This is a genomic window from Microbacterium sp. NPDC079176 (genome assembly GCF_040686675.1).
GTDB lineage: Bacteria > Actinomycetota > Actinomycetes > Actinomycetales > Microbacteriaceae > Microbacterium.
On sequence record NZ_JBFBLM010000003.1, the window covers coordinates 203,163 to 227,082 of the forward strand.

The window sequence follows — 23,920 nt, forward strand, 5'->3', positions numbered from 1 at the left end:
ATGGCTATTCGCAAGTACAAGCCCACGACCCCGGGCCGTCGCGGCTCGTCGGTGGCTGACTTCGCCGAGATCACCCGATCGACGCCGGAGAAGTCGCTGCTGCGCCCGCTCTCGAAGACCGGTGGTCGCAACAACCAGGGCCGCATCACGACCCGTCACATCGGTGGTGGCCACAAGCGCCAGTACCGTGTCATCGACTTCCGTCGCAATGACAAGGACGGCGTCGACGCCCGCGTCGCTCACATCGAGTACGACCCCAACCGCACGGCACGCATCGCGCTGCTGCACTACTTCGACGGCGAGAAGCGCTACATCCTCGCGCCGGCGAAGCTGAAGCAGGGCGACGTCGTCGAGTCGGGTGCTGGTGCCGACATCAAGCCGGGCAACAACCTCCCGCTGAAGAACATCCCGACGGGTACCGTCATCCACGCGATCGAGCTCCGTCCCGGTGGCGGCGCGAAGATGGCACGTTCGGCCGGTGCATCCGTCCGTCTCGTGGCCAAGGATGGCAACTTCGCCCAGCTGCGTCTGCCCTCGGGCGAGATCCGCAACGTCGATGCGCGCTGCCGCGCGACCATCGGCGAGGTCGGCAACGCCGAGCAGTCGAACATCAACTGGGGCAAGGCCGGCCGCATGCGCTGGAAGGGCGTCCGCCCGACCGTCCGTGGTGTCGCGATGAACCCGGTCGACCACCCGCACGGTGGTGGTGAGGGCAAGACGTCCGGTGGACGTCACCCCGTCTCTCCGTGGGGCCAGGCTGAGGGTCGCACCCGTCACGCCAACAAGGAAAGCGACAAGTACATCGTGCGTCGTCGTAACGCCGGCAAGAAGCGTAAGTAGGAGTAAGAGAAGATGCCTCGCAGTCTTAAGAAGGGCCCCTTCGTCGACGATCACCTGCTTCGCAAGGTGGTCGTGCAGAACGAAGCCGGCACCAAGAACGTCATCAAGACCTGGTCTCGCCGGTCCATGATCATCCCGGCCATGCTGGGTCACACGATCGCGGTCCACGACGGTCGCAAGCACATCCCCGTGTTTGTGTCCGAGACCATGGTCGGCCACAAACTGGGCGAGTTCGCGCCCACCCGCACCTTCCGCGGCCACGAGAAGGACGACAAGAAGGGCCGCCGCCGCTGACGCGGTGGCGATAGAGGAGAGAGAAATGGTGGAGTCCATCGCACGCGTGCGACACATCCGCGTGACCCCTCAGAAGGCTCGTCGTGTCGTCGCGCTCATCAAGGGCAAGCAGGCCCAGGAGGCTCTGGCGATCCTGAAGTTCGCACAGCAGAGCGCCAGTGAGCCGATCTACAAGCTTGTCGCGTCGGCCATGGCCAACGCACAGGTCAAGGCGGATCGTGACGGCGAGTACCTCGACGAGCAGGACCTGTACGTGGCTAACGCCTACGTAGACGAGGGGACGACGCTCAAGCGTTTCCAGCCTCGTGCACAGGGTCGCGCTTTCCAGATCAAGAAGCGCACGAGCCACATCACGGTCGTGCTCTCGACGCCTGAGGCGGCTCCGGCCGCTGCAAGCGACAGCAACAAGAAGGCGAGCAAGTAATGGGACAGAAAGTAAACCCGTACGGCTTCCGCCTCGGCATCACCACGGACCACGTGTCGCGTTGGTTCTCGGACTCGACGAAGCCGGGTCAGCGTTACGCCGACTACGTCGCCGAGGACATCAAGATCCGCAACCTGCTGAAGACGCAGCTCGACCGCGCCGGTGTCTCGAACATCGAGATCGAGCGCACCCGTGACCGCGTCCGCGTCGACATCCACACCGCCCGTCCGGGCATCGTGATCGGTCGTCGTGGCGCCGAGGCCGAGCGCATCCGCGGCGACCTCGAGAGGCTCTCGGGCAAGCAGATCCAGCTGAACATCCTCGAGGTCAAGAACCCCGAGGCTGACGCTCAGCTCGTCGCACAGGGCATCGCCGAGCAGCTGTCTGCTCGCGTGGCGTTCCGTCGTGCGATGCGCAAGGGTCTCCAGGGCGCGCAGCGCGCTGGCGCCAAGGGCATCCGCATCCAGGTCTCCGGCCGCCTCGGCGGCGCCGAGATGAGCCGCTCGGAGTTCTACCGCGAGGGTCGTGTGCCGCTGCACACGCTGCGCGCGAACATCGACTACGGCTTCTACGAGGCGAAGACCACCTTCGGCCGCATCGGCGTGAAGGTCTGGATCTACAAGGGTGACCTGACCAACAAGGAGCTTGCTCGCGAGCAGGCCAACGCCCCGAAGTCCCGTCGTGACGACCGTGGTGGCGACCGCCGCCGCGCGCCGCGCAACGAGGCCCCTGTCGCAGAAGGAGCGTCTGCCTGATGCTTATTCCCCGCAAGGTCAAGTACCGCAAGCAGCATCACCCCAAGCGTGATGGCCAGGCCACCGGTGGCACGAAGGTCTCCTTCGGCGACTTCGGCATCCAGGCCCTCACCCCCGCTTACGTGACCAACCGTCAGATCGAGTCCGCTCGTATCGCGATGACGCGTCACATCAAGCGTGGTGGAAAGGTGTGGATCAACATCTACCCCGACCGCCCCCTCACCAAGAAGCCTGCCGAGACCCGCATGGGTTCCGGTAAGGGTTCCCCCGAGTGGTGGGTCGCCAACGTCAAGCCGGGTCGCGTCCTCTTCGAGGTCGCAGGCGTCAATGAGGAGCTCGCTCGCGAGGCCCTCACCCGAGCAATCCACAAGCTGCCGCTGAAGGCACGCATCATCAAGCGCGAGGAGGGCGACGCGTAATGGCGATCGGCACCAAGGAGCTCGCTCCGGCAGAGCTCGACACGTTCGAAGACCAGCGCCTCGTTGAGGAGCTGCGTAAGGCCAAGGAGGAGCTGTTCAACCTCCGTTTCCAGTCGGCCACCGGCCAGCTGGAGAGCCACGGCCGCATCCGCGCCGTCAAGCGCGACATCGCGCGCCTGTACACCGTGATCCGCGAACGCGAGCTGGGCATCCGTGCGACGCCCGCTCCGGTCGAGGCTCCGGCCAAGAAGGCGACCAAGTCGAAGGCGAAGAAGGCGGACTCCGCTGACGACGCCGTGAAGGAAGAGGCTGAGTGATGGCCACCAAGAAGGAAGCTGCCGTCGAGGCTGAGCACGCAGAGCACGATGTTCGCGATGCGGATGCCCGTGGGTACCGCAAGTCGCGTCGTGGCTACGTCATCAGCGACAAGATGGACAAGACCATCGTGGTCGAGGTCGAGGACCGCGTGAAGCACCCGCTTTACGGCAAGGTCATCCGCCGCACCTCGAAGGTCAAGGCGCACGATGAGGCGAACTCCGCCGGCATCGGCGACCTCGTCCTGATCAACGAGACCCGCCCGCTCAGCGCCACGAAGCGCTGGCGTCTGGTGGAGATTCTGGAGAAGGCCAAGTGATCCAGCAGGAATCCCGCCTCAAGGTCGCCGACAACACCGGCGCGAAGGAACTGCTCACCATCCGTGTGCTCGGCGGCTCGCGCCGTCGTTACGCCGGACTCGGTGACACGATCGTCGCGACCGTCAAGGACGCGATCCCCGGCGGCAACGTCAAGAAGGGCGATGTGGTCAAGGCCGTCATCGTCCGCACGGTCAAGTCCACGCGTCGTCCCGACGGCTCGTACATCAAGTTCGACGAGAACGCCGCCGTGATCCTGAAGAACGACGGGGAGCCCCGCGGCACCCGTATCTTCGGACCGGTCGGTCGCGAGCTTCGTGACAAGAAGTTCATGAAGATCGTCTCGCTGGCGCCGGAGGTTATTTAAGTCATGGCGAAGATCAAGAAGGGTGACCTGGTTCAGGTCATCACCGGAGCCACGCAGGAGCGTGGCGGCGACCGCGGCAAGCAGGGTAAGGTCCTCGAGATCCTGTCCGACAAGAACCGCGTCATCGTCGAAGGCGTGAACTACGTCACCAAGCACACGCGCGTCGGACAGACGCAGCGTGGCACCAAGACGGGCGGCCTCGAGACTGTCGAGGCCTCCATCCACATCTCGAACGTCGCACTCGTCGACCCCTCGACCAAGAAGCCGACCAAGGTCGGCCACCGGGTCGAGGAGCAGACCAAGGACGGCGTCAAGCGCACCGTCCGTGTGCGGTACGCGAAGAAGTCAGGTAAGGACCTCTGATGGCAACCACCGACGCTGCGGTGGCTGGCAAGATCCAGCCCCGCCTGAAGGCGAAGTACAAGGCCGAGATCCAGCAGAAGCTGCAGGATGAGTTCGGCTACACCAATGTGATGCAGATCCCCGGTCTGGTCAAGGTCGTCGTGAACACCGGTGTCGGTGAAGCGGCCCGCGACAGCAAGGTGATCGACGGCGCGATCGACGATCTCACCAAGATCACCGGTCAGAAGCCGCTCGTCACGAAGGCCCGCAAGTCGATCGCGCAGTTCAAGCTGCGCGAGGGCCAGGCCATCGGCGCACACGTCACCCTCCGCGGTGACCGTGCGTGGGAGTTCCTGGACCGTCTCGTCTCGCTCGCTCTGCCCCGCATCCGCGACTTCCGCGGCCTCTCGGGCAAGCAGTTCGACGGAAACGGCAACTACACCTTCGGTCTCCAGGAGCAGAGCGTGTTCCACGAGATCGATCAGGACAAGATCGACCGGGTTCGCGGTTTCGACATCACCGTCGTCACCACCGCGAAGACGGACGACGAAGGTCGCGCGCTTCTTCGTCACCTCGGCTTCCCCTTCCGTACGGAAGACGCCCAGGCGTAAGCGGTTTCGGGCGGGGCGCACAGCGCCCCGCCCGATCCCGTACAATTGAAGATTGCGTGTCATCGCAGGCCGTCTGTCGTGTAACGGCAGCCGGAACCTCATGAACAAAGGAAAACAACAATGACAATGACAGACCCGGTCGCAGATCTGCTGACCCGTCTGCGCAACGCGAACTCGGCGCATCACGACTCCGTGACCCTGCCGTCGAGCAAGCTCAAGACGCACATCGCCGAGATCCTCCAGCAGGAGGGCTACATCGCTGGATGGGAGACGACTGACGCTCGCGTCGGATCGAACCTCACCCTGCAGCTGAAGTACGGCCCCAACCGTGAGCGTTCGATCGCGGGCATCAAGCGCGTGTCGAAGCCCGGCCTCCGCGTCTACGCGAAGTCCACCGAGCTGCCCAGGGTCCTCGGCGGACTCGGCGTGGCCATCCTGTCCACCTCCTCCGGTCTCCTCACTGACCGTCAGGCAGAGCAGAAGGGCGTGGGCGGAGAAGTTCTCGCCTACGTGTGGTAATCGAAAATGTCGCGTATTGGACGACTTCCCATCGACGTTCCCGCGGGCGTGACCATCTCGGTCGACGGCCGTGAGGTCGCGGTGAAGGGCCCCAAGGGTGAGCTCACCCTGACGGTCGCCAAGCCCATCGAGGTCGCGGTCGAGGAGAACCAGGTTCTCGTCACCCGTCCCGACGACGAGCGTGAGTCCCGGTCGCTTCACGGCCTGACCCGCACGCTCATCAACAACAACATCATCGGCGTGACCCAGGGCTACACCAAGGGTCTCGAGGTCGTCGGAACCGGTTACCGTGTCGCTCAGAAGGGCAGCTCGGTCGAGTTCGCCCTCGGCTTCTCGCACCCGGTCCTCATCGACCCGCCCGCCGGTATCACGCTCACGGTCGAGGGCACCAACAAGCTCACCGTCAGTGGTATCGACAAGCAGGCTGTCGGCGAGGCAGCTGCGAACATCCGCAAGATCCGCAAGCCCGAGCCGTACAAGGGCAAGGGCGTGCGTTACGCCGGCGAGGTCGTGCGTCGCAAGGCCGGAAAGAGTGGTAAGTAACCATGGCTCTCAAGTCAAAGTCTGACGCCCGCGCGCGTCGTCATGCCCGCCTTCGCAAGAAGGTCGTCGGCACCGAGGCGCGTCCGCGCCTCGTCGTCAACCGCTCGGCTCGCCACGTCTTCGTGCAGCTTGTCGACGACAGCAAGGGTCACACCGTCGCGTCGGCATCGACGCTCGAGACCGACCTGCGTTCGCTCGAGGGTGACAAGACCGCCAAGGCCCGCAAGGTCGGCGAGCTTCTCGCCGAGCGTGCGAAGTCTGCCGGCGTTTCCGAGGCAGTGTTCGACCGTGGCGGAAACCGCTACGCCGGTCGTGTCGCCGCCATCGCCGACGGCGCCCGCGAAGGGGGTCTGGCACTGTGAGTGACAACAAGGAGAACGAAGTGACCGAAGCGGCAGCTGCCACTTCCGAGACTGCCACCGGCACCACGCAGGCAGAGCCGTCTCAGCGCGACAACCGCCGTGGCGGCCGTAGCGACCGCAACCAGGGTGGCCGTGACCGCAACTCCCGCGACCGTGGGGACAACCAGTTCCTCGAGCGCGTGGTCACCATCAACCGCGTCTCGAAGGTCGTGAAGGGTGGTCGTCGCTTCAGCTTCACCGCTCTCGTGGTCGTCGGCGACGGCAACGGTCTGGTGGGCGTCGGCTACGGCAAGGCCCGCGAGGTCCCTCTGGCGATCTCGAAGGGTGTCGAAGAGGCCAAGCGCAACTTCTTCCGCGTTCCGCGCGTCGGCAGCACCATCCCGCACCCCGTGCAGGGTGAGGCCGCAGCAGGCGTCGTCCTGCTCCGTCCGGCCGCTGCCGGTACCGGTGTCATCGCCGGTGGTCCGGTTCGCGCCGTGCTCGAGTGCGCCGGCATCCACGACGTGCTGTCGAAGTCGCTCGGCTCGTCGAACACGATCAACATCGTGCACGCGACGGTGACGGCCCTGAAGATGCTCGAGGAGCCCCGTGCGGTCGCCGCACGTCGTGGCCTCGAGTTCGACCAGGTCGCACCCGCGCGTCTCGTCCGTGCGGAGGCTGACGCCATCGCCGCACAGAAGGTAGGTGCCTGATGGCTGCGCGCCTGAAGGTCACGCAGGTCAAGTCCAAGGTGAGCGAGAAGCAGAACCAGCGTGACACGCTGCGCAGCCTCGGTCTGAAGCGAATCGGTGACAGCACCGTTCGCCCCGACGACGCGCAGACGCGCGGTTACGTCAAGACCGTCGCCCACCTCGTCAAGGTTGAGGAGATCGACTAATGGCTGAGAAGAACGAAGCCGCAGGCGCCGAGAAGGCCCCGAAGAAGGCTGCCGCTCCCAAGGCCGCAGCCGAGAAGAAGCCCGCCGCCAAGAAGGCACCGGCGAAGGCGACCGAGGCCAAGGCCGACGCCGTCAAGAAGCCGGCTGCCAAGAAGGCTGCGCCGAAGAAGGATGCTCCGGCATCCCGCCCCGGCGTGCTGAAGGTGCACCACCTGCGTCCGGTCCCCGGATCCAACACCGCGAAGACCCGTGTCGGTCGCGGTGAGGGCTCCAAGGGTAAGACCGCGGGTCGCGGTACCAAGGGCACGAAGGCTCGCAACACCGTTCGCGTCGGCTTCGAGGGTGGGCAGATGCCTCTGCACATGCGCACCCCGAAGCTGCGCGGGTTCAAGAACCCGTTCCGCGTCGAGTACCAGGTCGTGAACCTGGAGAAGCTCGCGGAGCTGTACCCCACAGGTGGCGACGTCACCATCAGCGACCTGGTCGCCAAGGGTGCCGTTCGCAAGAACGAGAAGGTCAAGGTTCTCGGAGACGGCGACATCGCCGTGAAGCTCACCGTCGCGGTCGACAAGGTCTCGGGTTCCGCCGAGCAGAAGATCGTGGCGGCTGGCGGATCCGTCAAGTAACCACTTCATGAGAGGGGTCGGAGATTCTCCGGCCCCTCTTATGGGTTAGCCTGTTCTTTCAGCCGTCCTTCAGGGATCGGCAACCTTTCAGGAGGACGTCCTTGTTTAGCGCCATCGCGCGGATCTTCCGCACGCCCGACCTGCGTCGGAAGATCGGTTTCACCCTCGCCATCGTCGCCATCTACCGGCTTGGCTCGAATGTGCCTGCTCCGTTCGTGAACTTCCCGAACGTCGAGGAGTGCCTCGCGCTGAACTCCGGGACGGAGGGACTCCTCGGACTCGTCAACCTGTTCTCGGGTGGCGCGCTCCTCCAGCTCTCGATCTTCGCCCTCGGCGTGATGCCGTACATCACCGCGACGATCATCACCCAGCTCCTTCGCGTGGTCATCCCTCACTTCGAGGCTCTGCACAAAGAGGGCCAGGCCGGCCAGGCCCGTCTGACCCAGTACACGCGCTACCTCACCATCGCCCTCGCACTGCTGCAGTCGACGACGCTGGTCACGGTGGCCCGCAGCGGTCAGCTCTTCGGCACCACCGACATCGCCGCGTGCCAGAACCTCCTCACCAACGACGTGTGGTGGGCGCAGCTGCTCATCATCATGGCGATGACCGCCGGCACGGGCCTCATCATGTGGTTCGCAGAGCTCGTCACCGAGCGCGGTATCGGCAACGGCATGTCGCTGCTCATCTTCACCTCGATCGCCGCCACGTTCCCCGGAGCCATGTGGCTCATCTGGGAGAGCAAGGGCTTCGAGGTCTTCCTCCTGGTGCTTCTGGTGGGAATCATCGTCATGGGCCTCGTCGTCTTCGTCGAACAGTCCCAGCGGCGCATCCCGGTGCAGTACGCCAAGCGCATGGTCGGTCGCCGCACCTACGGCGGCACCAACACGTACATTCCGATCAAGGTCAACATGGCCGGTGTGATCCCCGTGATCTTCGCCTCGTCGCTGCTGTACATCCCGGCGCTCATCGCACAGTTCAACACCCCGCAGGACGGCTCCGAGCCGGCAGCGTGGGTCACCTGGATCAGCGCGAACTTCACGACCGGCAACAGCCCGATCTACATGGCCGTGTACTTCCTGCTGATCATCGGCTTCACGTACTTCTACGTCGCGATCACCTTCAACCCGGTCGAGGTCGCCGACAACATGAAGAAGTACGGCGGGTTCATCCCCGGCATCCGTGCCGGTCGTCCGACTGCCGAGTACCTCGACTACGTGCTCACGCGCATCACGCTGCCCGGGTCGATCTACCTCGGCCTCATCGCGCTGATCCCGCTCATCGCTCTCGCCACCGTGGGCGCCAACCAGAACTTCCCGTTCGGCGGCGCCTCGATCCTCATCATCGTGGGTGTCGGTCTCGAGACGGTCAAGCAGATCGACGCACAGCTGCAGCAGCGACACTACGAAGGGCTCCTCCGATGACTCGATCAGCTCGTCTCCTCATCGTCGGTCCGCAGGGCTCGGGGAAGGGCACGCAGGGCGTCCGCATCGCAGAGTCCTACGGCATCCCGGTCGTCTCGACGGGCGACATCTTCCGCGCGAACATCAAGGAGGGCACGCCGCTCGGCCAGCAGGTCACGGCGATCCTCGACAAGGGCGATCTCGTTCCCGACGAGCTCACCAGCGAGATCGTTCGCGATCGCCTCTCGCAGGACGATGCAGCCAAGGGCTTCCTGCTCGACGGATACCCCCGCAATGCCGCGCAGGTCGAGCACCTCGACGCGTTCCTCGGTGCCCGGGGGGAGTCCCTCGACGCCGTCATCCTGCTCGACGTCCCGCGCGAAGAGAGCATCGAGCGTCTCAAGCTCCGCGCAGCGGAGCAGGGTCGGTCGGATGACACGGATGAAGCGATCGCACACCGTCTCGACATCTACGAGCACGAGACGGCCCCGATCCTCGAGGTCTACGGCCCTCGAGGGATCGTCGACCGCATCGACGGCGTGGGCTCGCTCGACGAGATCACCGAGCGCGTGTTCGCGGCGCTGACCGCGCGCGGTCTGCGCCTCGCGGCCTGATCACCGCACGATGTTCCGCAAGTCGATCTACAAGAGCGCGGCTCAGCTGCGTGCGATGGTGGAGCCCGGTCTCATCACGGCGGCTGCGCTCGACGCCGTGCGGCCGCTGATACGACCCGGTGTCACGACTCTCGAGCTCGACGCCGAAGCGAACCGTGTGATCCTCGCCCGTGGCGCGGAATCGAACTTCCAGCTCGTTCGCGGATACCGGCACACCACCTGCATCTCGGTGAACGAAGAGGTCGTCCACGGCATCCCGGGTGAGAGGGTCCTTCAGGCAGGCGACATCGTCTCGATCGACTGCGGCGCGCAGTACCAGGGCTGGAACGGCGACAGCGCCATCACCGTCGTCGTCCCTGATGAGACGCGCCGCGAGCTGGTCGCCCGGCGCGAGGAGCTCTCGCGGGTCACGGAGGGCTCGATGTGGTCGGGGATCGCCGCCATGGCGTCCGCTTCGCACCTCGGTGACATCGGAGCCGCGATCCAGGGTTACATCGAGGCGCAGGGCCCGTCAGCCGTCTCCGGCGAGACGTACGGCATCCTGCGCGAGTACGTCGGCCACGGCATCGGACGCAAGATGCACGAGGCGCCCAGCGTCTTCAACTACCGCACGCCCGACCCGGGCGCCGAGGTCAAGCCCGGTCTCGTGCTGGCGATCGAGCCCATGGTCACTGCCGGCAGCGACGAGACCTTCGTCGAGGACGACGACTGGACCGTCTCGACGGTCGACGGCACCGACGGCTCGCACTGGGAGCACAGCGTCGCACTGCACGCGGACGGGATCTGGGTGCTGACCGCGGCAGACGGGGGAGCGGCCGGTCTCGCCCCGTTCGGCGTGACGCCGACCCCGATCGCCTGAAGCCGGCGCTGTCGGTCACGACCCGATCGGCGATCCAGCGCTCGATCACAACGTGCGCATAGGTTTCTCCGGGCACAATGGGTGTATGGGTGCGCGTGCGCCCGAGGACTTCAAGCCGGGTCCGCCATCGGCGGACCGCGACAGAAACGGAAAGCAATGGCAGCCGCGAAGAGCAACACCAACTGGTTCGTGATCGGCGTCTCGGCGGCAGTGGTGGTCGTGCTGGCCGTTCTGGCCTTCGTCGTCGTGTTCCTGAACAACCAGGCGACCTCCCCGGGCACGGCCCCGCAGAGCTCGATCGTGAACGAGGAGACCGGCGCCATCTCGTTCGGGTCGGGCGAGGACGAGATCGACACCTACGTCGACTTCATGTGCCCCGTCTGCGGGCAGTTCGAGGACGTCTACGGCGAGCAGCTGCAGGCGGCAGCCGCCGACGACAAGATCACGCTGAACATCCACCCGGTGTCGATCCTCAACCGCTACTCGACGACGGGGGAGTACTCCTCGTTGTCGGCCGGCTCGATGTACTGCGTCGCCGCCGAGGCTCCCGACTCGACTCTCGACTACTTCAACCTGCTCTTCGCGAACCAGCCCGAGGAGAACTCGGCCGGTCTCAGCGTCGAGGAGCTGAGCGCGCTCGCCGAGCAGGCCGGGGCGGGCGCCGCGGCTGACTGCATCGCCGACGGCACCTACAACAAGTTCGCCGACTCGCAGACGAAGGCGCACGAGATCACCGGGACCCCGACCGTCGAGGTCAACGGTAACCGCATCGAGAACAGCGAGATCGAGGCGGAGTTCGCCAAGATCCTCGGTTGATCCCGTCTGGTCCGATCAACGGGAGTTCCGGCATTCTGCTCAGGTTGCCGGAACTCCCGTTGTCGGATAACATAGATCCTTGGTGCCTTGCGCCTTGATTCGGCGTGTCTGAATCGGCAGAGGTATCGCAATCCAATCACCCACCGCAGATCGACCGGTCTGCAGAAGCGTCAGCGAGGCTATGGCTAAGAAAGACGGTGTCATCGAGATCGAGGGCGTGATCTCCGAGGCTCTGCCCAACGCGATGTTCCGCGTTGAGCTCTCCAACGGACACAAGGTCCTTGCAACGATCTCAGGCAAGATGCGGCAGAACTACATCCGCATCATCCCCGAAGACCGTGTGGTCGTGGAGCTCAGCCCCTACGACCTGACCCGCGGACGAATCGTCTACCGCTACCGCTGATCGGTCGAGAAGTAACACCCCAGGCACTCAGCCTGCCCGGTGAAGACAGCGAATAGGACACATCATGAAGGTCAACCCCAGCGTCAAGCCCATGTGCGATCACTGCAAGGTGATCCGCCGTCACGGCCGCGTCATGGTCATCTGCAAGAGCAACCCGCGCCACAAGCAGCGCCAGGGCTGAGCGCCCGTCGGCGATGCCGACGGACTCTTCGGATCTGACTCACAACTCAATACACACAACGGCAGGATCAGATCCCACGCGAGTGGGGGACACCTCGGGGCGGAGGCCCGAGCACCGATCCTGCTCCACACCTCCACAACACTCAGGAGAACCGCATGGCACGTCTTGCCGGCGTTGACATCCCGCGCGATAAGCGCGTGGTGATCGCCCTTACCTACATCTACGGCGTCGGCCGTACCCGCTCGGTCGAGATCCTCAAGGCTACGGAGATCGACGAGAGCATCCGCGTGAAGGACCTCAGCGATGACCAGCTGATCGCCCTCCGCGACTACATCGAAGGCAACTACAAGGTGGAGGGTGACCTGCGCCGCGAGGTCGCCGCAGACATCCGCCGCAAGGTCGAGATCGGCTCCTACGAGGGCATCCGCCACCGTCGTGGCCTCCCGGTCCGTGGTCAGCGCACCAAGACCAACGCCCGTACCCGCAAGGGCCCGAAGCGCACCGTCGCAGGCAAGAAGAAGGCCCGCTAAGCGCGGCCCCAGGGACTAGGAGAACACTTTCATGGCTGCACCCAAGGCCGCCGCGCGCAAGCCGCGCCGCAAGGAAAAGAAGAACATCGCGCTGGGCCACGCCCACATCAAGTCGACGTTCAACAACACGATCGTCTCGATCACCGACCCGTCCGGCGCTGTCATCAGCTGGGCATCGTCGGGTGGCGTGGGCTTCAAGGGCTCGCGCAAGTCGACGCCCTACGCCGCTGGAATGGCTGCCGAGTCGGCCGCCCGCCAGGCGCAGGAGCACGGCGTCAAGAAGGTCGACGTCTTCGTCAAGGGACCGGGCTCGGGTCGCGAGACCGCGATCCGCTCGCTGACGGCCGCCGGCCTCGAGGTCGGCTCGATCCAGGACGTCACGCCGCAGGCGCACAACGGCTGCCGCCCGCCGAAGCGCCGCCGCGTCTGATCCGGCTTGTTGAGCCGCTCGGTCCTTCGGGTCCGAGCGGCTCGACGCCCGCCAGCGCGGGCATCGACTCCCAAAACTCAAGACCTCACCCCACCACATGTCATATAGCGGGCATGTGATCGAAAGGAACACAGAGTGCTTATTGCACAGCGTCCCACACTGACCGAGGAAAAGATCGTCGAGAACCGTAGCCGGTTCATCATCGAGCCTCTGGAGCCCGGCTTCGGATACACGATCGGCAACGCGCTTCGTCGCAGCCTGCTGTCGTCGATCCCCGGCGCCGCGGTCACCAGCGTTCGCATCGACGGCGTGCTGCACGAGTTCAGCACCATCCCCGGCGTGAAGGAGGATGTCACCGAGATCATCCTCAACATCAAGCAGCTCGTGGTCTCGTCGGAGCGCGACGAGCCCATCACCGCTTACCTGCGCAAGACCGGTTCGGGCGAAGTGACCGCCGCTGACATCTCGGCTCCGGCCGGTGTCGAGGTCCAGAACCCCGAGCTCGTCATCGCGACGCTCAACGAGACGGCGAAGTTCGAGCTCGAGCTCACGATCGAGCGTGGCCGCGGCTACGTCTCGGCGACGCAGAACCGCAACGAGTACGCCGAGGCCGGTCAGATCCCGATCGACTCGATCTACTCGCCGGTGCTCAAGGTCAGCTACCGCGTCGACGCCACCCGTGCGGGTGAGCGCACCGACTTCGACAAGCTCGTCCTCGACGTCGAGACCAAGTCCGCCATCAGCCCCCGCGACGCCGTCGCTTCGGCTGCGAAGACGCTCACCGAGCTGTTCGGTCTCGCCCGCGAGCTGAACGTCGAGGCTGAGGGCATCGAGATCGGCCCGGCACCGGTGGAGGCAGTGAACTCCAGCGAGCTGTCGATGCCGATCGAGGACCTCGACCTCTCCGTCCGCTCGTACAACTGCCTGAAGCGTGAGGGCATCAACACTGTTTCCGAGCTCGTCGCCCTGTCGGAGACGCAGCTCATGAACATCCGCAATTTCGGCCAGAAGTCGGTCGACGAGGTGCGCGACAAGCTCATCTCGCTCGGTCTGTCGCTCAAGGATTCGGTGCCCGGTTTCGACGGCGCCCACTTCTACGGCGGCAGCGAAGACGAGTCCTTCTGATACCCGACCTTTCTGACCAGGAGTTAGACGATTATGCCCAAGCCCACTAAGGGTCCCCGCCTCGGAGGCGGCCCCGCACACGAGCGCCTGCTGCTTGCCAACCTCGCGGCGGCTCTGTACACCCACAAGTCGATCAAGACGACCGAGACCAAGGCCAAGCGCCTGCGTCCGCTCGCCGAGCGCCTGATCACCTTCGCCAAGCGCGGAGACCTGCACGCTCGTCGTCGCGTTCTCTCGGTCATCGGCGACAAGAGCGTCGTTCACACGCTCTTCGCCGAGATCGCCCCGCTGGTCGCAGACCGTGAGGGTGGCTACACCCGCATCACGAAGGTCGGCAACCGCAAGGGTGACAACGCCCCCATGGCAGTGATCGAGCTCGTTCTCGAGCCCGTCACCCCCAAGGCGAAGTCCACCAAGAAGGCTGCCAAGGCTGAGAAGCCGGCCGAGGTCGTCGAGGAGGCTCCCGCTGAGGAGGCTCCCGTCGAGGAGGCTCCGGCAGACGAGACCGTCGAGGCCGGCGCCGAGTCGCAGGCCGAGGGCGAAGCAGCCGAGGCTGCCGCCGAGGACGCTGTCGAGAAGAAGTCCGAGTAAGCACCTCGCTCACTCGAAGAAGCCCGCCGCCCCGTGAGGGACGGCGGGCTTCTTCGTGTATCCGGCGCCTGGACTCAGCGTGCGCGCAGATCCTTGCGCAGGATCTTGCCGGATGCCGACTTGGGAATGGCGTCGATGAACTCGACCTGCCTCACCTTCTCATGAGGCGCGACATGGGCGGCGACGTGCGCCATCACCGCATCCGCGTCGAGGTCTGCTCCCTGCTGCGCGACCACGAACGCCTTGGGTACCTCCTGTCCATCCGCGTCGGGCACGCCGATCACGGCCGCATCGGCGATGGCCGGATGCTCGAGCAGGACCGCCTCGAGCACGGCCGGCGCGACCTGATAGCCCTTGTACTTGATGAGCTCCTTGAGACGGTCGACGATCCGGAAGATGCCGTCGTGCGTCACCGTCGCCACGTCGCCGGTGTGAAGCCAGCCGTCGCTGTCGAGCATCTCGGCCGTCGCATCCGGCCGGTTGAGGTATCCGGCCATCACCTGGGGACCGCGGATCAGGAGCTCGCCCGGTTCGCTGGCGCCCTCGGCCGGTGCAGTGACATCGGAGCCGTCCTCCGCGACGAGACGCGCCTCCGTGTTCGCGAGCAGCATCCCCACGGATGAGCGGTCGATGTCCGGGCGGTCGTACGGGATCGCGTGCGTGACCGGGCTCGTCTCCGTCATTCCGTAGCCCTGACAGACCGTGCACCCCAGCCGATCGGCCACTGCGGATGCGAGAGCGCCGTCGAGCGGAGCAGCCCCCGAGAAGATGACCTTGATCGCGGAGGTGTCGTACTGATCGATGAGCGGATGCTTCGCGAGCGCGACGGCGATCGGCGGCGCGATGAAGACCCAGCTCGTCCGGTGCTCCTGCACGACCCGGAGGAACTCCGTCAGGTCGAACTTCGGCATCGTGACAAGAGCCGCGCGCTGGCGCAGCGCGAAGTTCAGCAGCACCGTCATCCCGTAGATGTGGAAGAACGGCAGGACGGCGAGTACTCGGTCGTCGTCACCGAGAGAGATCGTCGAGCGGCACTGGCTGACGTTCGCGATCAGGTTGCGGTGGGTCAGCATGACGCCCTTGGGCCGGCCGGTCGTTCCCGAGGAGTAGGGGAGTACGGCGAGATGCGTCGCCGGGTCGAAGCTCACTTCGGGAGCGGGGCGACCCTCGCCGAGCAGGGCAGGCAGCGATGGATGCCCCTCGGCGCCGTCGAGGACGATCACGTGGTCGTCGGCGAGTCCGACGGCGTCCGCGGCGGCCTTCGCGCCCGGCAGCAGCGGCGAGACGGTGATCAGCCACGTCGCCTCGGCATCGGTCAGCTGGTTCGCGATCTCCTCGGCCGTGTACAGGGAGTTGATCGTGGTCGCCGTCGCTCCTGCCCGCAGGATGCCGTGGAAGACCGTCGCGAAGGCGGGGATGTTGGGACAGAGGACCCCGACCTTCGTCCCGACGTCCACCCCTCGCGCTGCGAGCGCGCCCGCGAAGAGGTCGATCTGGGCGATCAGCTGACGGTAGGTCGTGGTGGCGCCGCTGACTCCGTCGACGAGGGCGACCGCGTCGAGACGGTCTTCCTCGACGTCTCCGAAGAGGAACTGGTGGATCGAGACCGCGGGGATCTCGACATCGGGATAGGAACTGCGCACCATGAGATCTCCTTCGATCCGGGTCATCGACGACGCCGTCTGATGCGATCCAGTGTCGCACAGGAGGAGACCCGGTCCCAGGGGTATGGAGGACACATGACCGAGGTGCCGACGCCGCGGAGGGTAGGCTGATCCGGTGAGCGATGCAGAGACCCTGAGCAGAGGGCCTCGCGCCTATACGGCATTCATCGGAATCGGCCTGATCGCAGGCCTCCTCTCCGGCCTCTTCGGCGTCGGCGGCGGCACGGTGATCGTTCCGCTGCTCGTGCTCTTCCTGCATTTCAATCAGCGTCTCGGCGCCGGCACGTCGCTCGCAGCGATCGTCCCGACGGCGACGGTGGGCGTGATCTCCTACGCGATCAACGGATCGGTGGCGTGGATCCCCGCTCTCATCCTGGCGGCAGGCGCCGTCGTGGGTGCGCAGATCGGCACGCGGCTGCTGCCGAAGATCTCGCAGACGGTGCTGCGCTGGTTCTTCGTCGGCTTCCTCGTGATCGTGATCGTGAGCCTGTTCCTGGTCGTCCCTTCGCGCGACGCCGAGTTCGAGCTGGAGCTGCTCAACGGGCTCGCGCTGCTCGCGGTCGGAGTCGGCACCGGAGTCCTCGCCGGTCTGATCGGTGTAGGCGGGGGCGTGATCGTGGTGCCCGTGCTGATGCTCGCATTCGGCACGAGCGACCTCGTGGCCAAGGGCACGTCACTGCTCATGATGATCCCGACCGCGATCTCGGGCACCATCGGCAACCTGCGCAATCACAACGTCGATCTCGTCGCCGCGGCGATCGTCGGGGTCTCCGCCTGCACGACCACCGCGCTCGGAGCCTGGCTGGCCACTCTGATCGACCCCACGCTGGGCAACATGCTGTTCGCGGCATACCTCGTGGTGATCGCGGTGCAGATGGCGATGAAGGCGATCAAGGGGCGCAAGAAGAAGGACTGAACGCCCTTAGTTCCGGCTTACGGGCACCGTGCCCCATGACCGAGAAAGTAGGATCGAGGGGTGGCAGTCAACCAAGACCTGGTCGGCCGGGAGTTCCCGCCGACGTCCCCCTACCTCGTCGGCCGTGAGAAGGTGCGTGAGTTCGCGCGTGCCGTCTTCGCCGATGCACCGCAGCACACCGACGTCGAGGCGGCTCGCGCAGCCGGTTTCGCCGACGTCGTCGCGCCCCCGACGTTCGCGATGGTCATCCAGGACCACACTCTCCAGCAGCTCCTCGCTGAACCGGACTCCGGCATCGTCCTGGCGCGCACGATCCACGCCGAGCAGAAGTTCGCGTACTCGCGCCCCATCGTCGCGGGTGACGAGCTCACAGGTCGACTGCGTGTGACCGGCATCCGCATGATGGGCGGAAACGCCATGATCACCAGCGCGGCCGAGATCACGGATGCCGACGGCGAGCACGTCGTCACCGCCACCAGCGTGCTGCTGGTCGGCGCGGAAGAAGGAGCCGAGTGATGCCGTTCGCTGTCGGAGACGTCGTCGCGGAGCGCACCGTCCATCTCACCCGCGAATCGCTCGTGCGGTACGCAGGAGCATCGGGCGACTTCAATCCGATCCACTACCGGGACGACATCGCCGCCGAGGTGGGTCTGCCGGGAGTGCTCGCGCACGGCATGCTCACGATGGGCATCGCGTCGTCGGTGGTCGTCGCGGCTCTCGAACCGGGAACGCGGATCCTCGACTACGGCGTGCGCTTCACCAAGCCGGTCGTGGTGCACCCGACCGAGGGAGCGGACCTCCACGTCATCGCGACCGTCGGTGCCGTCGACGACGAGTCGACTCGGATCGATCTCAAGGTCACGTTCGCTGAGACGACGGTCCTCGTCAAGGCGCAGCTGCGCGTCGCCTCCTGATGGGCGGCGCTGTGCACGAGGTCGAGCCGCTGAGGCTCGCGACTCTCACGACCCTGCGCACGGGAGGCGCCCCGGAGCGCATGCTCGAGGCATCGACCACGGCGGAGCTGATCGACGCGCTCACCGATGTCTGGTCACGCGGCGACGAGTGGTTCGTGCTGGGCGGAGGATCCAACCTGTTCATCGGCGACGAGTCGTTCGAGGGGACGGTCATCCGCGTCCTCACCCGCGGCATCGAGGAGCTGCCCTCGCCGCACGCGGGACGCATCAGGCTGCGTGTGCAGGCGGGGCATGGCTGGGACGAACTCGTCGCCTATGCGGTCGAGCACGGTTACGCCGGTCTCGAGGCGATGAGCGGCATCCCGGGCACCGTCGGCGCCTCACCCGTGCAGAACATCGGGGCGTACGGGCAGGAGATCCAGGAGACCCTGGTCGAGGTCGAGCTGATCGACGAGGCCACCGGCGAGGTGTCGGTGGTGCCGGCATCCGAACTGGGGCTCGGTTTCCGCACCTCCGTGCTCAAGCATCACTACGGCAGCGTGCCGCAGCGTCGGGCCGTCATCCTGTCGGTCACGGTCGACCTTCTCGTCGCTGACGAGCGGGTGGTGCGCGGCGAGCAGCTCAGGAGGGCGCTGGGTCTGGACTCCGACGCCCCGGTGCCGCTGACCTGGGTGCGCGAGCGGATCCTCGCCACCCGCGCCTCGAAGGGGATGCTGCTCGACGAGAACGATCCGGACACCCATGGCGTCGGCTCGTTCTTCCAGAACGCGATCGTGCCGGAGGTCGTGGCCCGTGCTCTGCCGCCCGAGTGCCCGCGGTGGCCGGTGACCCCGGATCTGGATACCGTCACGGTGATCCCGCTCGCCTCGTACGACGGGTATGTCCCTCCCGCCAAGCCGGAGGCCCCCGACGTCAAGGTGAGCGCAGCGTGGCTGATCGAGCAGGCCGGAATCCGCAAGGGGTTCAAGCTGCCGCGCTCGCGCGCCTCGGTCTCGACGAAGCACGCGCTCGCCCTCACCAACCGGGGCGGGGCGACAGCGGCCGAGGTCTCGGAGCTCGCACGATTCATCCAGAGCCGCGTCCATTCGGAGTTCGGTCTCGTGCTGCAGCCGGAGCCCGTGCTGCTCGGCGTCGAGCTCTGAGTCGCGACGCAGCGAGCCCGCGCCCGCCTGACAACGTCGCCCGTTCGCCGTACACTCGCGGCATGAGCGGACTGATCCCGTACCTGCTGTTTCCCGGAAACGCGGCCGAAGCGCTGGAGCACTACCGTGACGTCTTCGGAGGAGAGCTTCAGCTCGTCGACTATGCCAGTGCGGGTCGTGCAGACGGTCCGGCCGATGCGGTCGCCCACGGGCAGCTCTCAGGACCGGTCGAACTGGCGGGAGCGGATGCCGGCGCGGACGACGATGCCGTGCAGATGAGCGGGATGTTCCTCTCTCTGCTCGGCACCGCCGACGCGTCGACGCTGACGAGCTGGTTCGACCGGCTGTCAGAGCACGGCCGAGTGACCGACGCTCTGCAGAAGCGCGTGTGGGGTGACTACGACGGCACCGTCACCGACCGCTACGGCATCCGCTGGCTGATCGGCTTCCACGACGAGGACTGATCTCGTCGCAGACCGGCCTCAGGCGAACAGACGCTGCAGTCGCTGCACACCCTCGAGGAGCTGGTCGTCGCCGAGCGCGTACGACATGCGGATGTACCCGGAGGGACCGAATGCCTCGCCCGGGACGACGGCCACCTCGGCCTGCTCGAGGATGAGGTCGGCGAGCTCGAGCGAGGTCGTCGGCGTCTTGCCGCCCCACGTGCGTCCGAGCAGACCCTGCACGTCGGGGTAGACGTAGAAGGCGCCCAGCGGGTTCGGCACCACGAGTCCGTCGATCTTCGACAGTTCGGACACGATGAGGCGGCGGCGGCGGTCGAACGCCTCGCGGAACTGCTCGGCTTCGGTCTGGGGCCCGTTGAGGGCAGCGATCGCCGCCTTCTGTGCGACGTTGTTGACGTTGCTCGACAGGTGGGACTGCAGGTTCGCGGCGACCTTGATGGCATCCGCCGGTCCGACCATCCAGCCCACGCGCCAGCCGGTCATGGCGTAGGTCTTCGCGACGCCGTTGACGAGGATCGTCTGCCCCGCCACCGCGGGCACGGCCTCGACGATGGAGGTCGCCTTGACGCCCTCATAGGTGAGGTTCTGGTAGATCTCGTCGGAGATGACCCAGATGCCGTGCTCGAGTGCCCACTCGCCGATCGCCGCCGTCTCCTCGGCCGTGTACACCGATCCGGTGGGGTTGGAGGGCGACACGAACACGAGCGCGGTCGTGCGCTCGGTGCGAGCGGCCTCGAGCTGGTCGACGGTGACCTTGTAGTCCTGATCTGCGCCCGCGAAGACCTCGACCGGCGTGCCGTCCGCAAGACGGATCGCCTCGGGGTAGGTCGTCCAGTACGGCGCAGGCAGAAGCACTTCGTCGCCCGGGTTCACCACGGCCTGGAACGCCTGGTAGACCGACTGCTTGCCGCCGTTGGTCACGATGACCTGGCTCGGCGAGACCTCGAGGCCGGAGTCACGCAGCGTCTTCGCGGCGATCGCCTCGCGCAGCGCGGGCAGGCCCGGAGCCGGGGTGTACCGGTAGCTGGCGGGATCGGCGAGCGCCTCGGCGGCCGCGTCGACGATGAACTGCGGGGTCGCGAAATCGGGCTCGCCGGCGGCGTACGAGATGATCGGCTTGCCTTCGGCCTTGAGTGCCTTGGCCTTGGCATCGACCTTGAGGGTCGCGGATTCGGCGATGGCGGAGAGCTTGCGGGAGAGAGGAGCGCGTTCGGTCACGACTACGAGCGTACCCGGGTCGACCCCGCCGATGACGGGTGAATGGTCGTCAAGAATCACGGTTCTTTCGTGCTGATGCTCTCCGCTCAGGCGGTGTGCATGCCGTGCGCGCGCGCGACGGCATCCAGGGTGATGCGGCCGCCCTGGACGTTGAGGCCCTGGGCCAGTGCGGCGTCGTCGGCTGCTGCACGCTCCCACCCCTTGCCGGCGATCGCCGAGACATAGGGGAGCGTGGCGTTGGTCAGTGCGCGCGTGGCCGTCTCGGGCACCGCGCCCGGCATGTTCGCAACGCAGTAGTAGATGGAGTCGTGCACTGCGAACGTCGGGTCGTCATGCGTCGTGGGGCGCGAGCCTTCGAAGCATCCGCCCTGGTCGATGGCGATGTCGACCAGCACGGATCCGGGCTTCATGGTCGCGACCATGTCGTCGGTCACGAGCTTCGGCGCCGCAGCCCCGGGGATGAGCACGGATCCGATGACCAGGTCGGCCGTCGCGAGCTCTTCGGCGATGTCGTACCGGCTCGACGCGCGAGTCTGCAGAGCACCGCCGTAGCGGTGCTCGAGCTCGCGGAGTCGCGGCAGCGAGATGTCGATGACGGTCACCTGTGATCCGAGCCCGAGCGCGTTCGCGGCCGCGTGCTCACCGGCGACACCGCCGCCGATCACGACGGTCTTGGCGCGCGGGGCGCCCGCGATGCCTCCCATGAGCACGCCCCGTCCTCCTGCGGATCGCATGAGGGAGTATGACCCCATCGTCACGGACAGGCGTCCCGCGATCTCGCTCATCGGCACGAGCAGAGGGAGGCTGCGGTCGGGCAGCTGCACCGTCTCGTAGGCGACGGCGGTGGTGCCCGCGTCGACGAGCGCCGTCGTCAGCGCTCGGTCGGCGGCCAGATGCAGGTAGGTGAAGAGGGTGAGATCCGAGCGCAGGAACCCGTACTCCTGGGCGATCGGCTCCTTGACCTTGATGAGCAGCTCCGCCTCGCCCCACGTCTCCTCGGCGGTGTCGACGATCTCGGCACCCGCGATCCGATAGGCCTCGTCGGAGATGCCTGAACCGACGCCCGCCCCGGACTGCACGAGCACGCGGTGGCCCTCGTGCACCAGACGGTCTGCGCCTGCGGGGGTGAGCGCGGTACGGTTCTCGTTGTTCTTGACCTCGGTCGGCACGCCGATCTTCATCGATCCTCCAAGTGACGGTTGCGTGAGTGCATTTCAGAATCGCAGAAACTTCGATCATTCGACAGAATGCCTGAAGAAGATTCGCGCTTCGGCTGATTCCTGCATAATCGTTCGTATGGAGACGTCACCCGAAACCCCTCAGCCGAATACCCTTCGGGCGCCGGCGCTCGACGCGATCGATGCGAGGATCGTACAGCTGCTGAGCGCGGACGGTCGGATGACGAACGCCGAGCTCGCGGGTCACCTCGGAGTCGCGCCGTCGACCGCGCACGCGCGTCTGCGCGCACTCGTCGAACGCGGAGTCATCAGCGGCTTCCATGCCAGCGTCGACGAGCGGAAGTTGGGCGCCGGCCTGCAGGCCATCATCGGAGTGAGCCTTCGACCGAGCGCTCGACGCGAGAGCATCGTCGAGTTCGCCGACCGTGTGCGCGCTCTGCCCCAGGTGATCCAGGTCTTCTTCCTCGGCGGCGATGACGACTTCCTGCTGCACATCGCGGTGGCCGACTCATCGGAGATGCGGGAGTTCGTGCTCGAGCATCTGTCGGCCCAGAGCAGCGTCGCCTCGACCAGGACCAGCATCGTGTTCGACTATCACCGCAACTCGGTGGCTGCGTCGTTCCGCTGACGCGCACGACGGCTGGCGGCGCGCCGCTGTCGCGGCCGCACGCAACGTATATTGCATGGCTTCTGGCGCGAACCTAGGGTGAGGGCGGGGACGGAGCAGCCGATGCGCACGCGGCGGGCTTCCGCTGGGGGTTGCGATGGGGCGAATGATCGACGACGCGGAGTTGGCCGGCTGGCTCGCCCGGCTTTCGGGTGGACTGTGGTCGTCATCGATCGGAGGCGCCGAGGCGTTCGCGTTTCCCTCGTGGTTCTCCGAGCAGGTCATTCGCCTCGACGGTCGAATCGGCATGCTGCAGCTGTCGAACTTCGGCGCGATGAAGGCCGACGATCCGGATGCGTTCGAGGCGGCGCTGCTTCGCAGGTCCATCGGCTCGACCATGCTCTACAGCACCCTCGAGACGGCGCACACCGTGAGCTACGAGCGAGCGATCGCCGAGGGCGAGGACATCATCATCGTCGGGATGGTGCAGCAGGGCGGGCAGCGCCTGAACACCGCGGCGGGGGTGCAGGCCATGGGCGTCGGCCGCGTCGGCTTCATGTCGAGCCTGGGCCCATCGGCCGTCGAGCAGTTCGGGGTCACCAACTCGACCGGGGTCGTCGTTCCCGTGGCGGCCCTCCCCGGCTATCGGCACGTCCTCGCTCGAGGGGCCGACATGTTCCCGGACACCCCACTCACCCGGGCAGCGGGAGCCTCACTCGCGCGGATGCTGTTCGAGTGGGCGCAGGATCCGGATCAGGGTCAGGGGGCGCTCGCCGGCACCGAGGCGGCGCTGATCGCGCTCGTGCGAGGGCTCTTCCGACAGTTCCCCGGCGACGGCGAGACCAGCCGGACGAGTGAGTTCCGCGCGGAGGCGGGGCGCATCATCGAGCGGCGGCATCGTGATCCGGCATTCGGCATCGCAGAGCTCGCCGCCGACCTGCACGTCAGCCGTCGCCAGCTGTTCCGCCTGTATGAAGGTGCCGACGAGAGCCCCGCGAACCGCTTGCTGCGTCGGCGTCTCGTGACGGCGCGCGAAGAGCTGCTGTCGACACCCCCGCAGGACCTTGCGGCGGTCGCAGCCCGCTCCGGTTTCGCCGACGCGTCCGCGCTTCGGGCCCAGTTCTCCCGGCACGTGGGGCACAGTCCCAGTGCCTTCCGCCTCGCGGCCCGCACGCAGCCGCCGCGTCTCGCCGAGGCGATGCTGCTCAGCGACGAGCAGTCCGCCCCCAGCGCCTGACCGAGGCCGGCCCATCG

General features: G+C 66.3%; 36 protein-coding genes. 33 read left to right on the forward strand and 3 right to left on the reverse strand.

Going from position 1 to position 23,920, the window contains the following annotated elements; translation table 11 throughout:
- The 26 genes from rplB to rplQ all read left to right on the forward strand — a co-directional run bounded on the left by rplB (position 1) and on the right by rplQ (position 14,563).
- Complete coding sequence (gene rplB / locus AB0P11_RS08315) at positions 1–840, forward strand: 50S ribosomal protein L2 (protein WP_053097483.1); 840 nt, start codon at positions 1–3, stop codon at positions 838–840.
- A 12-nt stretch (positions 841–852) separates the two neighbouring features.
- Positions 853–1,134: a 30S ribosomal protein S19 gene (gene rpsS, locus AB0P11_RS08320; RefSeq protein WP_017829205.1), complete on the forward strand. Its 282-nt coding sequence runs from the start codon at positions 853–855 to the stop codon at positions 1,132–1,134.
- Between the two features lie 25 nt (positions 1,135–1,159).
- A complete protein-coding gene (gene rplV, locus AB0P11_RS08325) occupies positions 1,160–1,558 on the forward strand; it encodes a 50S ribosomal protein L22 (protein ID WP_053097482.1) in 399 nt (132 codons plus the stop codon).
- On the forward strand, positions 1,558–2,313 hold the full coding sequence (rpsC, locus tag AB0P11_RS08330) for a 30S ribosomal protein S3 (protein ID WP_363521209.1): 756 nt from the start codon (positions 1,558–1,560) through the stop codon (positions 2,311–2,313). Before rplV ends, rpsC begins: the two co-directional genes overlap by 1 nt.
- Entirely contained in the window at positions 2,313–2,732 is a 420-nt protein-coding gene (rplP, locus tag AB0P11_RS08335) for a 50S ribosomal protein L16 (protein WP_053097481.1), read from the forward strand. Before rpsC ends, rplP begins: the two co-directional genes overlap by 1 nt.
- Positions 2,732–3,049: a 50S ribosomal protein L29 gene (rpmC, locus tag AB0P11_RS08340; RefSeq protein ID WP_017829202.1), complete on the forward strand. Its 318-nt coding sequence runs from the start codon at positions 2,732–2,734 to the stop codon at positions 3,047–3,049. The genes rplP and rpmC overlap by 1 nt, the downstream gene beginning before the upstream one ends.
- Entirely contained in the window at positions 3,049–3,366 is a 318-nt protein-coding gene (gene rpsQ, locus AB0P11_RS08345; protein WP_053097480.1) for a 30S ribosomal protein S17, read from the forward strand. Before rpmC ends, rpsQ begins: the two co-directional genes overlap by 1 nt.
- Positions 3,363–3,731 carry a 50S ribosomal protein L14 gene (gene rplN, locus AB0P11_RS08350; RefSeq protein ID WP_053097479.1) on the forward strand — a complete coding sequence of 123 codons (369 nt, stop codon included), beginning with the start codon at positions 3,363–3,365 and terminating at the stop codon, positions 3,729–3,731. The genes rpsQ and rplN overlap by 4 nt, the downstream gene beginning before the upstream one ends.
- Before the next feature lie 3 nt (positions 3,732–3,734).
- Positions 3,735–4,094 (forward strand): 50S ribosomal protein L24, encoded by a 360-nt coding sequence (gene rplX, locus AB0P11_RS08355; RefSeq protein ID WP_045253837.1) that lies wholly within the window; start codon positions 3,735–3,737, stop codon positions 4,092–4,094.
- Complete coding sequence (gene rplE, locus AB0P11_RS08360; protein ID WP_053097478.1) at positions 4,094–4,684, forward strand: 50S ribosomal protein L5; 591 nt, start codon at positions 4,094–4,096, stop codon at positions 4,682–4,684. Before rplX ends, rplE begins: the two co-directional genes overlap by 1 nt.
- Positions 4,685–4,804: 120 nt before the next feature.
- Complete coding sequence (gene rpsH / locus AB0P11_RS08365) at positions 4,805–5,203, forward strand: 30S ribosomal protein S8 (protein WP_045253835.1); 399 nt, start codon at positions 4,805–4,807, stop codon at positions 5,201–5,203.
- A 6-nt stretch (positions 5,204–5,209) separates the two neighbouring features.
- Positions 5,210–5,746: a 50S ribosomal protein L6 gene (gene rplF / locus AB0P11_RS08370; RefSeq protein WP_053097477.1), complete on the forward strand. Its 537-nt coding sequence runs from the start codon at positions 5,210–5,212 to the stop codon at positions 5,744–5,746.
- Between the two features lie 2 nt (positions 5,747–5,748).
- On the forward strand, positions 5,749–6,108 hold the full coding sequence (gene rplR / locus AB0P11_RS08375) for a 50S ribosomal protein L18 (RefSeq protein ID WP_053097476.1): 360 nt from the start codon (positions 5,749–5,751) through the stop codon (positions 6,106–6,108).
- 20 nt (positions 6,109–6,128) lie between these two features.
- A complete protein-coding gene (rpsE, locus tag AB0P11_RS08380) occupies positions 6,129–6,800 on the forward strand; it encodes a 30S ribosomal protein S5 (RefSeq protein ID WP_053097475.1) in 672 nt (223 codons plus the stop codon).
- Positions 6,800–6,985: a 50S ribosomal protein L30 gene (rpmD, locus tag AB0P11_RS08385; RefSeq protein WP_042538783.1), complete on the forward strand. Its 186-nt coding sequence runs from the start codon at positions 6,800–6,802 to the stop codon at positions 6,983–6,985. Before rpsE ends, rpmD begins: the two co-directional genes overlap by 1 nt.
- Positions 6,985–7,611 (forward strand): 50S ribosomal protein L15, encoded by a 627-nt coding sequence (gene rplO, locus AB0P11_RS08390; RefSeq protein WP_072591670.1) that lies wholly within the window; start codon positions 6,985–6,987, stop codon positions 7,609–7,611. Before rpmD ends, rplO begins: the two co-directional genes overlap by 1 nt.
- Positions 7,612–7,712: 101 nt before the next feature.
- Positions 7,713–9,035, forward strand: a complete 1,323-nt coding sequence (gene secY, locus AB0P11_RS08395; RefSeq protein ID WP_053097474.1) for a preprotein translocase subunit SecY — start codon at positions 7,713–7,715, stop codon at positions 9,033–9,035.
- Positions 9,032–9,628: an adenylate kinase gene (locus tag AB0P11_RS08400; RefSeq protein WP_053097473.1), complete on the forward strand. Its 597-nt coding sequence runs from the start codon at positions 9,032–9,034 to the stop codon at positions 9,626–9,628. Before secY ends, AB0P11_RS08400 begins: the two co-directional genes overlap by 4 nt.
- A 10-nt stretch (positions 9,629–9,638) precedes the next feature.
- Entirely contained in the window at positions 9,639–10,487 is an 849-nt protein-coding gene (gene map, locus AB0P11_RS08405) for a type I methionyl aminopeptidase (RefSeq protein WP_053097472.1), read from the forward strand.
- Positions 10,488–10,643: 156 nt separating this feature from the next.
- Positions 10,644–11,303: a thioredoxin domain-containing protein gene (locus tag AB0P11_RS08410; RefSeq protein WP_053097471.1), complete on the forward strand. Its 660-nt coding sequence runs from the start codon at positions 10,644–10,646 to the stop codon at positions 11,301–11,303.
- 181 nt (positions 11,304–11,484) lie between these two features.
- Entirely contained in the window at positions 11,485–11,706 is a 222-nt protein-coding gene (gene infA / locus AB0P11_RS08415) for a translation initiation factor IF-1 (protein WP_017201569.1), read from the forward strand.
- Between the two features lie 64 nt (positions 11,707–11,770).
- Positions 11,771–11,887, forward strand: coding sequence for a 50S ribosomal protein L36 (gene rpmJ / locus AB0P11_RS08420; RefSeq protein WP_033106073.1), 117 nt, complete (start codon positions 11,771–11,773; stop codon positions 11,885–11,887).
- Positions 11,888–12,042: 155 nt separating this feature from the next.
- Positions 12,043–12,417 carry a 30S ribosomal protein S13 gene (gene rpsM, locus AB0P11_RS08425; protein ID WP_047524098.1) on the forward strand — a complete coding sequence of 125 codons (375 nt, stop codon included), beginning with the start codon at positions 12,043–12,045 and terminating at the stop codon, positions 12,415–12,417.
- Positions 12,418–12,448: 31 nt separating this feature from the next.
- Positions 12,449–12,847 (forward strand): 30S ribosomal protein S11, encoded by a 399-nt coding sequence (gene rpsK, locus AB0P11_RS08430; protein WP_045253826.1) that lies wholly within the window; start codon positions 12,449–12,451, stop codon positions 12,845–12,847.
- A 135-nt stretch (positions 12,848–12,982) separates the two neighbouring features.
- Positions 12,983–13,972, forward strand: coding sequence for a DNA-directed RNA polymerase subunit alpha (locus AB0P11_RS08435; RefSeq protein ID WP_042538798.1), 990 nt, complete (start codon positions 12,983–12,985; stop codon positions 13,970–13,972).
- A gap of 33 nt (positions 13,973–14,005) precedes the next feature.
- Positions 14,006–14,563 carry a 50S ribosomal protein L17 gene (rplQ, locus tag AB0P11_RS08440; protein WP_053097470.1) on the forward strand — a complete coding sequence of 186 codons (558 nt, stop codon included), beginning with the start codon at positions 14,006–14,008 and terminating at the stop codon, positions 14,561–14,563.
- 74 nt (positions 14,564–14,637) lie between these two features.
- Here rplQ and AB0P11_RS08445 read toward each other — a convergent pair whose 3' ends face one another.
- On the reverse strand, positions 14,638–16,209 hold the full coding sequence (locus AB0P11_RS08445; RefSeq protein ID WP_187250332.1) for an AMP-binding protein: 1,572 nt from the start codon (positions 16,207–16,209) through the stop codon (positions 14,638–14,640).
- A 133-nt stretch (positions 16,210–16,342) separates the two neighbouring features.
- On the opposite strand from AB0P11_RS08445, the gene AB0P11_RS08450 reads away from it, so the two are divergent.
- From AB0P11_RS08450 to AB0P11_RS08470, 5 genes are all read left to right on the forward strand, one after another.
- Positions 16,343–17,143, forward strand: a complete 801-nt coding sequence (locus AB0P11_RS08450) for a sulfite exporter TauE/SafE family protein (protein ID WP_363521220.1) — start codon at positions 16,343–16,345, stop codon at positions 17,141–17,143.
- A gap of 60 nt (positions 17,144–17,203) precedes the next feature.
- Positions 17,204–17,659, forward strand: a complete 456-nt coding sequence (locus tag AB0P11_RS08455; protein WP_056279753.1) for a MaoC family dehydratase N-terminal domain-containing protein — start codon at positions 17,204–17,206, stop codon at positions 17,657–17,659.
- A complete protein-coding gene (locus tag AB0P11_RS08460) occupies positions 17,659–18,057 on the forward strand; it encodes a MaoC/PaaZ C-terminal domain-containing protein (RefSeq protein ID WP_056279756.1) in 399 nt (132 codons plus the stop codon). The genes AB0P11_RS08455 and AB0P11_RS08460 overlap by 1 nt, the downstream gene beginning before the upstream one ends.
- A gap of 11 nt (positions 18,058–18,068) precedes the next feature.
- Positions 18,069–19,199 (forward strand): UDP-N-acetylmuramate dehydrogenase, encoded by a 1,131-nt coding sequence (locus AB0P11_RS08465; protein WP_295100849.1) that lies wholly within the window; start codon positions 18,069–18,071, stop codon positions 19,197–19,199.
- Positions 19,200–19,261: 62 nt separating this feature from the next.
- Positions 19,262–19,663 carry a VOC family protein gene (locus AB0P11_RS08470; RefSeq protein WP_230100390.1) on the forward strand — a complete coding sequence of 134 codons (402 nt, stop codon included), beginning with the start codon at positions 19,262–19,264 and terminating at the stop codon, positions 19,661–19,663.
- An 18-nt stretch (positions 19,664–19,681) separates the two neighbouring features.
- Here the strand turns inward: AB0P11_RS08470 and AB0P11_RS08475 are convergent, their stop codons facing one another.
- Together AB0P11_RS08475 and ald are read right to left on the reverse strand one after the other, a co-directional pair.
- Positions 19,682–20,881: a pyridoxal phosphate-dependent aminotransferase gene (locus AB0P11_RS08475; RefSeq protein ID WP_053099212.1), complete on the reverse strand. Its 1,200-nt coding sequence runs from the start codon at positions 20,879–20,881 to the stop codon at positions 19,682–19,684.
- A gap of 86 nt (positions 20,882–20,967) precedes the next feature.
- A complete protein-coding gene (ald, locus tag AB0P11_RS08480) occupies positions 20,968–22,062 on the reverse strand; it encodes an alanine dehydrogenase (protein ID WP_053097463.1) in 1,095 nt (364 codons plus the stop codon).
- Between the two features lie 115 nt (positions 22,063–22,177).
- Between ald and AB0P11_RS08485 the strand changes: the two genes are divergently transcribed.
- Positions 22,178–22,687, forward strand: coding sequence for an Lrp/AsnC family transcriptional regulator (locus AB0P11_RS08485; protein ID WP_053097462.1), 510 nt, complete (start codon positions 22,178–22,180; stop codon positions 22,685–22,687).
- A gap of 145 nt (positions 22,688–22,832) precedes the next feature.
- Positions 22,833–23,903, forward strand: coding sequence for a helix-turn-helix domain-containing protein (locus tag AB0P11_RS08490; protein WP_363521226.1), 1,071 nt, complete (start codon positions 22,833–22,835; stop codon positions 23,901–23,903).
- Positions 23,904–23,920: the final 17 nt, after the last annotated feature.

What these genes read in the sequence shown, in the direction of transcription:
- rplB (WP_053097483.1), top strand. Translation starts at nt 1, where the DNA reads ATGGCTATTCGCAAGTACAAGCCCACGACCCCGGGCCGTCGCGGCTCG.
- rpsS (WP_017829205.1), top strand. Translation starts at nt 853, where the DNA reads ATGCCTCGCAGTCTTAAGAAGGGCCCCTTCGTCGACGATCACCTGCTT.
- rplV (WP_053097482.1), top strand. Translation starts at nt 1,160, where the DNA reads ATGGTGGAGTCCATCGCACGCGTGCGACACATCCGCGTGACCCCTCAG.
- rpsC (WP_363521209.1), top strand. Translation starts at nt 1,558, where the DNA reads ATGGGACAGAAAGTAAACCCGTACGGCTTCCGCCTCGGCATCACCACG.
- rplP (WP_053097481.1), top strand. Translation starts at nt 2,313, where the DNA reads ATGCTTATTCCCCGCAAGGTCAAGTACCGCAAGCAGCATCACCCCAAG.
- rpmC (WP_017829202.1), top strand. Translation starts at nt 2,732, where the DNA reads ATGGCGATCGGCACCAAGGAGCTCGCTCCGGCAGAGCTCGACACGTTC.
- rpsQ (WP_053097480.1), top strand. Translation starts at nt 3,049, where the DNA reads ATGGCCACCAAGAAGGAAGCTGCCGTCGAGGCTGAGCACGCAGAGCAC.
- rplX (WP_045253837.1), top strand. Translation starts at nt 3,735, where the DNA reads ATGGCGAAGATCAAGAAGGGTGACCTGGTTCAGGTCATCACCGGAGCC.
- rplE (WP_053097478.1), top strand. Translation starts at nt 4,094, where the DNA reads ATGGCAACCACCGACGCTGCGGTGGCTGGCAAGATCCAGCCCCGCCTG.
- rpsH (WP_045253835.1), top strand. Translation starts at nt 4,805, where the DNA reads ATGACAATGACAGACCCGGTCGCAGATCTGCTGACCCGTCTGCGCAAC.
- rplF (WP_053097477.1), top strand. Translation starts at nt 5,210, where the DNA reads ATGTCGCGTATTGGACGACTTCCCATCGACGTTCCCGCGGGCGTGACC.
- rplR (WP_053097476.1), top strand. Translation starts at nt 5,749, where the DNA reads ATGGCTCTCAAGTCAAAGTCTGACGCCCGCGCGCGTCGTCATGCCCGC.
- rpmD (WP_042538783.1), top strand. Translation starts at nt 6,800, where the DNA reads ATGGCTGCGCGCCTGAAGGTCACGCAGGTCAAGTCCAAGGTGAGCGAG.
- rplO (WP_072591670.1), top strand. Translation starts at nt 6,985, where the DNA reads ATGGCTGAGAAGAACGAAGCCGCAGGCGCCGAGAAGGCCCCGAAGAAG.
- AB0P11_RS08400 (WP_053097473.1), top strand. Translation starts at nt 9,032, where the DNA reads ATGACTCGATCAGCTCGTCTCCTCATCGTCGGTCCGCAGGGCTCGGGG.
- map (WP_053097472.1), top strand. Translation starts at nt 9,639, where the DNA reads ATGTTCCGCAAGTCGATCTACAAGAGCGCGGCTCAGCTGCGTGCGATG.
- AB0P11_RS08410 (WP_053097471.1), top strand. Translation starts at nt 10,644, where the DNA reads ATGGCAGCCGCGAAGAGCAACACCAACTGGTTCGTGATCGGCGTCTCG.
- infA (WP_017201569.1), top strand. Translation starts at nt 11,485, where the DNA reads ATGGCTAAGAAAGACGGTGTCATCGAGATCGAGGGCGTGATCTCCGAG.
- rpmJ (WP_033106073.1), top strand. Translation starts at nt 11,771, where the DNA reads ATGAAGGTCAACCCCAGCGTCAAGCCCATGTGCGATCACTGCAAGGTG.
- rpsM (WP_047524098.1), top strand. Translation starts at nt 12,043, where the DNA reads ATGGCACGTCTTGCCGGCGTTGACATCCCGCGCGATAAGCGCGTGGTG.
- rpsK (WP_045253826.1), top strand. Translation starts at nt 12,449, where the DNA reads ATGGCTGCACCCAAGGCCGCCGCGCGCAAGCCGCGCCGCAAGGAAAAG.
- rplQ (WP_053097470.1), top strand. Translation starts at nt 14,006, where the DNA reads ATGCCCAAGCCCACTAAGGGTCCCCGCCTCGGAGGCGGCCCCGCACAC.
- AB0P11_RS08445 (WP_187250332.1), bottom strand. Translation starts at nt 16,209, where the DNA reads ATGGTGCGCAGTTCCTATCCCGATGTCGAGATCCCCGCGGTCTCGATC.
- AB0P11_RS08460 (WP_056279756.1), top strand. Translation starts at nt 17,659, where the DNA reads ATGCCGTTCGCTGTCGGAGACGTCGTCGCGGAGCGCACCGTCCATCTC.
- AB0P11_RS08470 (WP_230100390.1), top strand. Translation starts at nt 19,262, where the DNA reads ATGAGCGGACTGATCCCGTACCTGCTGTTTCCCGGAAACGCGGCCGAA.
- ald (WP_053097463.1), bottom strand. Translation starts at nt 22,062, where the DNA reads ATGAAGATCGGCGTGCCGACCGAGGTCAAGAACAACGAGAACCGTACC.
- AB0P11_RS08485 (WP_053097462.1), top strand. Translation starts at nt 22,178, where the DNA reads ATGGAGACGTCACCCGAAACCCCTCAGCCGAATACCCTTCGGGCGCCG.
- AB0P11_RS08490 (WP_363521226.1), top strand. Translation starts at nt 22,833, where the DNA reads ATGATCGACGACGCGGAGTTGGCCGGCTGGCTCGCCCGGCTTTCGGGT.